The sequence below is a fragment of the Streptomyces sp. PH10-H1 genome, from assembly GCF_030063355.1.
Taxonomy (GTDB): Bacteria; Actinomycetota; Actinomycetes; order Streptomycetales; family Streptomycetaceae; genus Actinacidiphila.
The window spans coordinates 1-8553 of the sequence record NZ_JASISZ010000139.1 but is presented as its reverse complement, the minus strand read 5'-3'; the positions used below and the strand labels follow the sequence as shown (position 1 = coordinate 8553).

The 8553-nt window shown below is 69.4% G+C and carries 10 protein-coding genes and 2 pseudogenes; 4 read left to right on the top strand and 8 right to left on the bottom strand.

Annotated features, from left to right (window positions below; genetic code table 11):
• Positions 1–86 precede the first annotated feature (86 nt).
• Together QMK24_RS39840 and QMK24_RS39835 are read right to left on the bottom strand one after the other, a co-directional pair.
• Complete coding sequence (locus tag QMK24_RS39840) at positions 87–554, bottom strand: IS3 family transposase (protein ID WP_283471788.1); 468 nt, start codon at positions 552–554, stop codon at positions 87–89.
• Complete coding sequence (locus tag QMK24_RS39835) at positions 551–859, bottom strand: transposase (RefSeq protein ID WP_283471787.1); 309 nt, start codon at positions 857–859, stop codon at positions 551–553. The genes QMK24_RS39840 and QMK24_RS39835 overlap by 4 nt, the downstream gene beginning before the upstream one ends.
• Before the next feature lie 347 nt (positions 860–1206).
• Here QMK24_RS39835 and QMK24_RS39830 point away from each other — a divergent pair, with 347 nt between their 5' ends.
• Positions 1207–1647: a DUF6069 family protein gene (locus tag QMK24_RS39830; protein ID WP_283471786.1), complete on the top strand. Its 441-nt coding sequence runs from the start codon at positions 1207–1209 to the stop codon at positions 1645–1647.
• A 132-nt stretch (positions 1648–1779) separates the two neighbouring features.
• Entirely contained in the window at positions 1780–2427 is a 648-nt protein-coding gene (locus QMK24_RS39825) for a TIGR03086 family metal-binding protein (protein WP_502962716.1), read from the top strand.
• A 210-nt stretch (positions 2428–2637) separates the two neighbouring features.
• Here the strand turns inward: QMK24_RS39825 and QMK24_RS39820 are convergent, their stop codons facing one another.
• Positions 2638–4857 carry an NADP-dependent isocitrate dehydrogenase gene (locus QMK24_RS39820; RefSeq protein ID WP_283471785.1) on the bottom strand — a complete coding sequence of 740 codons (2220 nt, stop codon included), beginning with the start codon at positions 4855–4857 and terminating at the stop codon, positions 2638–2640.
• Positions 4858–5100: 243 nt separating this feature from the next.
• On the bottom strand, positions 5101–5568 hold the full coding sequence (locus tag QMK24_RS39815) for an ATP-binding cassette domain-containing protein (RefSeq protein WP_283471789.1): 468 nt from the start codon (positions 5566–5568) through the stop codon (positions 5101–5103).
• A 59-nt stretch (positions 5569–5627) separates the two neighbouring features.
• On the opposite strand from QMK24_RS39815, the pseudogene QMK24_RS39810 reads away from it, so the two are divergent.
• Positions 5628–5906, top strand: a pseudogene (locus QMK24_RS39810) (trypsin-like serine protease); the annotation flags it as partial.
• A gap of 33 nt (positions 5907–5939) precedes the next feature.
• On the opposite strand, the gene QMK24_RS39805 reads toward QMK24_RS39810, so the two are convergent.
• Together QMK24_RS39805 and QMK24_RS39800 are read right to left on the bottom strand one after the other, a co-directional pair.
• Positions 5940–6515, bottom strand: coding sequence for a GNAT family N-acetyltransferase (locus QMK24_RS39805; RefSeq protein WP_283471784.1), 576 nt, complete (start codon positions 6513–6515; stop codon positions 5940–5942).
• A gap of 153 nt (positions 6516–6668) precedes the next feature.
• Positions 6669–7121, bottom strand: a complete 453-nt coding sequence (locus tag QMK24_RS39800) for a winged helix DNA-binding protein (protein ID WP_283471783.1) — start codon at positions 7119–7121, stop codon at positions 6669–6671.
• Positions 7122–7234: 113 nt separating this feature from the next.
• Between QMK24_RS39800 and QMK24_RS39795 the strand changes: the two genes are divergently transcribed.
• Entirely contained in the window at positions 7235–7756 is a 522-nt protein-coding gene (locus QMK24_RS39795) for a MarR family winged helix-turn-helix transcriptional regulator (protein WP_283471782.1), read from the top strand.
• Positions 7757–7798: 42 nt separating this feature from the next.
• Here the strand turns inward: QMK24_RS39795 and QMK24_RS39790 are convergent, their stop codons facing one another.
• Both QMK24_RS39790 and QMK24_RS39785 read right to left on the bottom strand, forming a co-directional pair.
• Complete coding sequence (locus QMK24_RS39790; RefSeq protein ID WP_283471781.1) at positions 7799–8116, bottom strand: hypothetical protein; 318 nt, start codon at positions 8114–8116, stop codon at positions 7799–7801.
• A 64-nt stretch (positions 8117–8180) separates the two neighbouring features.
• Positions 8181–8432, bottom strand: a pseudogene (locus tag QMK24_RS39785) (SDR family oxidoreductase); the annotation flags it as partial.
• Between the last annotated feature and the right edge of the window lie 121 nt (positions 8433–8553).

Below are 8553 nucleotides of genomic sequence, written 5' to 3'. Positions count from 1 at the left end.
CGCCATCAACGGCCCCAGCTACCGGCTCAAGAACCGACTCGCCGCCATCGAACGCGACACCGACGCAGCCTGACACCTGAGCACGTTCAGCTGTACTTGGCTGAGCACTTCAACGAGTACGCGGACACCTCGTCCGTTGCGATCATCGTGAGGTCGGTGACCCACAGTCGGTTCGGGCCCTGGGCGGTGAAATCGCGGTTGACGAGATCCGGGGCGAGGGTGGCCTCGGGGTCGCGGCGGGTGAAGCCCTTGCCGTGGCGGCGGGGGCTGATGCCGTGCAGGCCGGCCTCACGCATCAGCCGCTCGACCCGTTTGCGGCCGACCGCCTCGCCCTCGCGCTTGAGGACGGCGTGCACCCGCGGGGATCCGTAGATCCCGCCGGACTCCGTGTGGATCTCCTTGATCCGCCCGGTCAGCCCGGCATCACGGCGGCGCCGTTCGCAGGGCTCCCGCTCGGCCAGGCGCCAGCGGTAGTAGGTGGAGGAGGCGATGGAAAGTTCACGAAGGACTGGCTCGACCCCCAGGTGTGGATGCTCATCGAGCAGTCCTGTCACCTGGGCCGGGTCGGGTCGAGCTGTGCCGCGAAAAAAGCCGAGGCCGTCCGCAGAACCTCGTTCGCCCGCTTGAGCTGCACGTTCTCCTTGCGCAGAGCCGCCAGCTCCTCACGCTCCGCTGTGGTCAGCACATCACCGCGCTCGCCGGCATCGGCCTCGGCCCGGCGGATCCAGTTCCGCAGGGCCTCGTGATGCACACCGAGATCCTCGGCCATACGACGGATCACCGGCTTCGGCTCGGCAGCCCGATACATCCGGACCGCACGCTCACGCAACTCCAACGGGTATTTCCTCGGGGCAGACATCGTCTGGGCTCCTCTCATGAGACCCATCTGACAGCCTGTCACCACTTCCCGCATCCCGGGGGAACCTCAGAACGCGGCCCGCAACATCCGAACCGAAGGATCCAAGGCCGCCGCCGGACAGGCGGAGACCCAAAACGCCCGTGGAGCACAGGTAAGACCGGAACCTGTTCCGACACAGCACGATGAAGCACGAACCCACCCAAACACCGCGCCATCCCTGCGCAGCACGGAGGGAATCACCGCCCTTTAGAGCGGAGAGGATGTCAACCACTCCCCCACCTCGGTCCAGGGTGCGGCAGCCACGCGACCGATGTGGCAGACCTGCCACGACGGCGACGCTTGCTCGCATGACGACCAACAACAAGCCTGTCCGCACCGCGATCCAGGCCGATCACCCGACCATGCGCCGTCCCCACCGCCCGCGAGCGTTCGCGGTGCTCGGCTCCGCCGCAGCCGCCCTCGCGGTCTGGACGGTGACCGTCCCGCTCGCCGGTGCACACCTGACCGTCCGGATGAACGGGGCGACCCAGCCGGTGGGGCCGGGCGCGGTCGTGACCGCCTCGCTGCTCGCCGGACTGGCCGGGTGGGCTCTCCTGGCGACGCTGGAACGCTTCGGGCACCGGCCACGGCGAGCCTGGACCGGCATCGCCGTCCTGGTGCTGGCGCTGTCGCTGGCCGGTCCGCTCGGCAGCGGCGTCCACTCCGCGACGACCATGGCACTGGCCGGTATGCACCTGGCTGTCGGCGCGGTCCTCATCCCGGCGCTGCGGCACTCGGCACGCTGCTGACGGCAGGGCCGTGCCTCGCCGTAGCGCACTCTGCGCTGTCAGCAGGGCAGCTCGTGCTCGCAGTACTGCGGGTGCGAGACGACGGAAGCCGGAGGAGCCACGTGTGTGACGGACGCGGCGGACAATGGATCGATGAGTTTTGGCGGACCGGCCGGTCTTCTCTGTATGGACTCCACTACGGACAGCACTGCGCAGACGCCCTTTCCCGACCTCGGCCCGGCCGCCCACGCCGTGGCACAACTGCTCCCCGGTATCACCGACGAGCAGCTCGACGACCCGACCCCGTGTCCCAAGTACGCCGTACGGGAGCTGCTGGGCCATGTCGTCGGTCTGTCCACCGCCTTCCGGGACGCCGCGCGGAAGGAGTTCGGGCCGACGACCGGCACGCCCCCAGGGTCGGTACTGCCTGCCCTCGATGACGACTGGCCCACCGCGGCTCCGCAGCGTCTGGAGGAGCTGGTCGAGGCCTGGCAGAAACCCGGCGCACGGGAGGGCGACACCCAGGCGGGCGGCGTCACCTTCCCCGCCGCGATCGCCGGGCGGGTCGCGCTGAACGAACTCCTGATCCACGGCTGGGACCTGGCCCGCGCCACCGGCCAGGACTACGCACCCACCGAGGCGAACCTCAACGTGTCGTACGAGCTGCTGGCGCCGTCCCCGGACGACCTGAGCCGGGACGGGGTGTTCGGTCCCGCCGTCGCCGTACCCGGGAACGCGCCGCTGCTCGACCGGATCGTCGCGCTCAGCGGCCGCCGCCCCGACTGGAAACCCGGCCACTGACACGGGACGAGTGCTGTGGACCCGCCCCTGGGCGGTTACACAGGTCCGGGGTTTACAGACTGCTGATGATCACCCGCGTGGACCCATATGGGACCACGCGGGACCACATGGGAAAGGTCCCGCGGGCCGTCGCTTGCACGGTCGCCGCAAGGCGGCGAGCTGGGCCCGGGGACCTTCCCCTCATGCAGTGGAACTCATGCGCGGATCTCGTCAGCCGAGGGTCGAGATGGCCTCGTTGAAGGTCTTCGACGGACGCATGACGGACGCCGCCTTGACGGCGTCGGGCTGGTAGTAGCCGCCGATGTCGGCCGGCGAGCCCTGGACCGCGATCAGCTCGCCGATGATGGCCTGCTCCTGCTCGGACAGCGTCTTGGCGAGAGCCGAGAACGCCCCGGCCAGCTGCGCGTCATCGGTCTGCTTGGCCAGCTCCTGCGCCCAGTAGAGCGCCAGGTAGAAGTGGCTGCCGCGGTTGTCGATGCCGCCCAGGCGGCGGCTCGGCGACTTGTCCTCGTTGAGGAAGCTGCCGGTCGCCCGGTCGAGGGTGTCGGCGAGCACCTGGGCGCGCGCGTTGCCCGTGGTCTGCGCCAGGTGCTCGAAGCTGACCGCCAGCGCGAGGAACTCGCCCAGGCTGTCCCAGCGCAGGTAGTTCTCCTTGACGAGCTGCTGGACGTGCTTGGGCGCGGAGCCGCCGGCTCCGGTCTCGAACAGTCCGCCACCGTTCATGAGCGGGACGACCGAGAGCATCTTCGCGCTCGTGCCGAGCTCGAGGATCGGGAACAGGTCGGTCAGGTAGTCGCGCAGCACGTTGCCGGTGACCGAGATCGTGTCCTCGCCACGGCGGATGCGCTCGAGGGAGAACGCGATCGCGTCCTCCGGCGCCTTGATCTCGATCTTCAGTCCGTCGGTGTCGTGCTCGGCGAGGTAGGTCCCGACCTTGGCGATGAGGCTCGCGTCGTGCGCGCGCCCCTCGTCGAGCCAGAAGATCGCCGGGTCGCCGGTCGCGCGGGCGCGGGTGACGGCGAGCTTGACCCAGTCCTGGATCGGCAGGTCCTTGGTCTGGCACATGCGCCAGATGTCACCGGCGCTCACCGCGTGCTCGAGCACGACGTTGCCGCCGCCGTCGACGACCCGCACCGTGCCCGTGGCGGGGATCTCGAAGGTCTTGTCGTGGCTGCCGTACTCCTCGGCCTTCTGCGCCATCAGGCCGACGTTGGATACCGAGCCCATCGTCGCGGGGTCGTAGGCACCATGCGCACGGCAGTCGTCGAGAACGACCTGGTAGATGCCGGCGTAGCTGCTGTCGGGGATGACGGCGAGGGTGTCGGCCTCCTTGCCGTCCGGGCCCCACATGCGGCCGGAGGTGCGGATCATGGCCGGCATGGAGGCGTCGACGATGACATCGCTCGGCACGTGCAGGTTGGTGATGCCGCGGTCGGAGTCGACCATCGCCAGGGCGGGGCCCTCGGCGAGCTCGGCGTCGAAGGACGCCTTGATCTCCGCGCCCTCGGGCAGCGACTCCAGACCCTTGAGGATGCCGCCCAGCCCGTCGTTGGGGCTCAGGCCGGCCGCGGCGAGCGTCTCGCCGTGCGCGGCGAACGTCTTCGGGAAGAAGGCCCGTACCACGTGGCCGAAGATGACGGGGTCGGAGACCTTCATCATCGTGGCCTTGAGGTGCACCGAGAACAGCACGCCCTCGGCCTTGGCGCGGGCGATCTGCTCCGTGAAGAATTCCCGCAGCACCGCCACGCGCAGGACGGAGGCGTCCACGACCTCGTCCGCCAGCACGGGTACCGATTCGCGCAGCACGGTGGTGCTGCCGTCGTCGCCCACCAGCTCGATGCGCAGCGCGCCGGCCTCGGCGATGACCGCGGACTTCTCGGTGGAGCGGAAGTCGTCGGCCGTCATGTGCGCGACGTTCGTCTTCGAGTCGGGCGACCACGCGCCCATCCGGTGCGGGTGCGCCTTGGCGTAGTTCTTGACCGATGCGGGCGCACGCCGGTCGGAGTTGCCCTCGCGCAGCACCGGGTTGACGGCGCTGCCCTTGACCTTGTCGTACCGCGCGCGGACGTCCCGGTCCTCGTCGGACTTCGGGTCGTCCGGGTAGTCCGGCAGCGCGTAGCCCTGCTGCTGCAGCTCCGTGATCGCCACCTTGAGCTGCGGGATGGAGGCCGAGATGTTCGGCAGCTTGATGATGTTGGCGCTGGGGCTCTTGGCAAGGTGCCCGAGCTCGGCGAGGGCGTCGTCAATGCGCTGGCCCGCCTCGAGACGCTCCGGGAAGCTCGCGATGATGCGCCCGGCCAGGGAGATGTCGCGAGTCTCCACATTGACGCCCGCCGTCGAGGCGTACGCCTGGACCACAGGCAGGAACGAATACGTCGCCAGGGCCGGGGCCTCGTCAGTGTGCGTATAGATGATGGTCGAGTCAGTCACCGGTGCTCCACTTCACGTCTAGAACGTCTTGATATCAAGATATCTCGTGACCGCCCCTCTCCGACACCCGCCCCCGGGTCGGGCTGCCGCGTCGGGCCGCCGGGTCACAGCTCGCGGGCGCCGCCAGGGACCAGCCCCAGCAGGAGGTAGGTGACCGATGCCGCGCCGAGCAGCACCAGCAACCAGGGCAGGCAGCACCGAACCCGAACAGGGCGCTGTTCCGTACGCAGCGTATTCCGTACGTCACGGGGTCCGCCCAGGACAGCCAGCGCAGCGCCGGGGCCATCTGGTCCAGACCTGGCGGCGGCCGGTGATGTCCAGGCCGGCGGAGGGTTCGTCGAGCAGGAGCAGCGGTGGTCCGCCCGGCAGCGCCCGGATCACCTGCAGCCTGCGCAGCTCTCCCCCGGAGAGGGTGAAGACCAGTTGGGAGGTTTTGGCGCCGAGACTGAACGCACTGATGAGGTCGTCCACCTCGTGCCGGACATCGCGCCGGCGCAGTCCTTTGAAGGCCGCGGCGATGCGCAGGTTGTCCATCGCGGGCAGCGTCTTGTCGAACGGGCCGGACTGGTGGACGGCACCGATCTGCCGCTTGGCGCGTCCCCCGTGGGCCGCGGGGTCGGCGCCGAACACCTCAACGCTTCCCCCGGTGGGCACGGTGACACCGCAGATCGTTTTGATCAGCGTGGTCTTGCCGGCACTGTTGGGCCTCAGGAGCCGGCAAGGCCGCGACCGTCCTCGGCTGGGGCTACGCGGCGACCGGCACCCCGGGCACCCTCCTGAAGTCGGCCCGCCTCACCCTGGCATCGCTCAAGAGCTGCGAGCCCTTCACCGACCCCAGCGAATCCCCGGCCCTGAAGGTCTGTGGCATCCCCGCCCCCGGCACCCACGACAGCATCTGCGCCGGCGACTCCGGCGGCCCCCTGGTCGCCGGCGGCAAGGTGATCGGCATCGTCTCCACCGGCAACAAGTACTGCGACGACATCTACCCGTATTCGGTCCTCACCAGGGTCAGCGCGGTCGCAGCGGAACTCGGCCTGCCCACCCGGTAGCCCCGCCTGCTGGAGCCGACGGGGGCACGCGCGTCAGCGCTCCTGGCGAAAGTCCAGCATGTAGAAGACCTTGTCGTAGCGACGTTCCCCGACGGCGACGAAGTCGCGGAGACGGCCGTACTCGGCGAAGCCCAGCGAGCGGTAGAGCTTCAGGGCATGGGCATTGTCACCGCGGGCGTCCAAGGTGAGAACCTCGACACCGGCCGCCCGGGCATCGCCGATCAAGGCGGCGGTCAGCGCCCGGCCGACACCGCGGCCGTGCACGGCGGTGTGCACCGCGACCTTCTCGAGGTCGGCGTGCGGCCGATGGGTCGGCCGGGTGTACCGCAGCCAGTACCCGAGTCCGACCAGGCGGCGGTCCAGGTAGGCGACACGCAGGGCCGCATCGCCCGTCCGCACCGCGCGGACAACGTCGTCGAGCAATCCCGCGACCTCCTCCGACGAGGGAGGTTCGACCCAACCGAGCGCGGCTCCCCCGCTGACCAGGTCCGCCAGAATCCGGTGCGCCGTGCCGGCGAACCCGGCGTCCAACTCCGGGTCGCCGGGCACCTCCAACGCGTCGAGGACGGCGAACTCGGCGGTCACGCCACGGGTCGATTCCGAATCCATGATTCGGCTCTAACCGGGCCGATGAACTTCCAACCTCCGGGGCGGACTCGGCCCCGGCCGGTGGTCGGGCGGCTCCGCCGCGACGGGGTGTGCCTGGGCGGTGTCGGACCGGCCGGTCAAGTCACGAGTCGATGGCCTTGGGGGGAACTGCCCTCAGGCGGCGGCGAGTTCGGCGTTGGCGCGGGCGGTGATGAGGGTCAGCACACGGGCCGCAGTCGCCAGGTCGCCCTCGGAGATGTCGCTGTACACCCGGGCCATGATCTCGTCGACGGCGGTGCTGAACCGGCGGTACCGGGCCTGGCCGGAGTCGGTGAGGGCGACGCGGAATCCCTCGCCCGGCTCGGTACGCAGCAGCTGCGCGCCGTCCAGTTCGGCGATCGCGGCCAGTGCTGCCGCATCCTCGATCTTCAAGGCGCCGGCTATCCGGCCGACGAGCTGATCGCGGTCGATGGCTCCGCCGCTCACCGCGGTGAGCTTGAGCGCCACCCAGTGGAAGAACGTGGTGCCTGTGCCGGCCAGCACGCGGGCCATGAGCGCCTTGTGGGCGTTCTCCACCTGGCCGATGATCTGGGGGTTGAGGGTCGGGGCGGTGGTCGGGTCAGTCATGGGAGTCACATCCGCAGTCCGTTTGTGGCGTGAACGTTTATTGATCTAACGTTTATGACGCTAATGAAAATACATCGTTAGTACGACTAACGCAACGGGGTAGGATCAGGAGCATGGACACCAGGGACGACACCGGCACCGCAGACATGGCGGGCTCCGCAGATGACCAGGCGACACCCGCCCGACTCCGCGGCCTGCCGAGCCGGCTGCTGTCGCTGACCGCGGTCCACGCCGACCGGCTGGTGAGCGAAGGCCTGGCCGGTGCGGACGCCCGCAAATGGCACTACGCCGTGCTCGTCGCACTGGAGGAGTTCGGCCCGGCGAGCCAGGCGGCACTCAGCGATCGCACCCGCGTCTACCGCAGCGATCTGGTCGCCGTCATCAACCAGCTCGCCGACCGCGGCCTCGTCGAACGCGCGCCGGATCCCGCCGACCGCCGCCGCAACGTCATCACCATGACCCCGCAGGGCCGCCGCCATCTCCGCCGGCTCGACACCCTGCTCAGCGCCATCCAGGACGACCTGCTCGCGCCACTGACCCAGCCCGAACGCGACCAACTGGCCCAGCTCCTGACCCGCCTCCTGGAGCACCACACGCGGACACCGGCACCATCCACAGACGATCGGCCTGCTTGAGGGTCACGAAAAAGCCGGAACCGGCGCCCGGTGCGGACAGAGTCAGTGCCCGGTGCGGACGGGGCCGGTCCACGGCGCGATCGGGTCGGCACATGCCGAAGGGCCCGACCCGTGCGGGCCGGACCCTTCGCGGACTGCTGTCAGCCGGTGTAGTAGCCCGGTGAGGTCGGCCAGGAGATTCACGCTGCCGGCACGGTTGTAGAAATCGACCTTGCCGTTCACCACCGGAACGACGACCAGATTCGGAATCGTCTGCTGCGCCGCGAAATTCAGATTCGACACGTCCGGACGCGGCTGCCCGTCGGGGTAGACGGTCACGAACCCGGCCGCGCTCGGCGTGACAGCCGTAACGTTCAGCACCACCGCCGTGATACCAGTGGCGGAACCTCAGTCAGTACGGTGGATCTCCGGACCTCACTGGACCTCAGTGAACGGAGAAACCGCCGTCGACGAAAATCGACTGCCCGGTGACGTAGCCAGAGGCGCGGCTCGCCAGGAACACCGCCGCGCCCGCGAAGTCCTCGGCCAGACCGTTGCGCCCGACCATGGTGCGCGCGGCGAGCGTGGCCACCTTCTCGGGGTCGGACGACAGCCGCTCGTTGAGCGGCGTCATCACGAACCCCGGCACGAGGGTGTTGCAGGTGACGCCATAGGGCGACCATGCCTCGGCCTGAGAGTGCGGTTCGCGCCGTGATGCCCGATTCGCGATGAGGTCTGGGTGAGGTGCCCTGCTCGGTGGGGTGGGCTGGTGTTCAGGGGCGGGGCTGGGTGAACAAGCCGGGCTCGGGCTCGGTGAG